This window comes from Hymenobacter fastidiosus (assembly GCF_039539565.1).
GTDB lineage: Bacteria > Bacteroidota > Bacteroidia > Cytophagales > Hymenobacteraceae > Hymenobacter > Hymenobacter fastidiosus.
The window spans coordinates 1-702 of record NZ_BAABDJ010000050.1; the positions used below are offsets into that span (position 1 = coordinate 1).

Here is a 702-nt window from a genome sequence, read left to right on the forward strand (position 1 = left end):
TTACAAAAGTTGATGATAAAAACTAATCCCCGGCTTTATTCTTCTGCCGGAACTGAAGCCAATTAGCGAACAAAAAGTTGAGCATATATTCGTCGCCCCGCCATATTGCCAAACCGCTTGTTGCCTGCTGTGTTGTTATGCTTATTGTCCAATTGTATTCGATAAATATTCTCTGTCATTGTTCAGCAAAGCCTTTAAACAGTCAAGTACGTCTTGTTTTGTCTGCCCTGTTTTGTCGCTTGTATAACTGTCGTTTACTTTTTCTTTCAAGCCAAAGAATGATTTTATTTTCTTGGGTCGTTTATAGAAAATATAAAATTCATAATTGTTTGGGTCTCCAACTGCTGAAATTGCAAGTCCGTGTTTGGTGTCTTTGTTTTCAATTTCAAGTGAAGGTGAATAATAAATTTCATCTTCTTTAGCATTTGCCATTCTCATTAAGAAGTCTGCCCAAGGTGTTTTTTCGAACTTGTCAATAATACTGTCTTTTGAAATGTCGCCAAGTTCAATAATGTCTTTTTGAAATGGGTCACAAAATGATGCTCTATAATTCATTGTATTGCTTATTTGTTTGTGAATTTCATTTTTCTCTGTCTGCGAACAACCATAAATAAAAAATAGAAGTGTTAGTCCTAAAATATCAATTAAGTGTCGTGATAGGCTATTCACATTTTTTGTCCACATACTTATTGTTTGTCATAC

The 702-nt window shown here is 34.2% G+C and carries 1 protein-coding gene; it reads right to left on the reverse strand.

The window, feature by feature from the left end:
• Positions 1–141: 141 nt before the first annotated feature.
• Complete coding sequence (locus ABD833_RS19275) at positions 142–684, reverse strand: hypothetical protein (protein ID WP_345075248.1); 543 nt, start codon at positions 682–684, stop codon at positions 142–144.
• Positions 685–702: the final 18 nt, after the last annotated feature.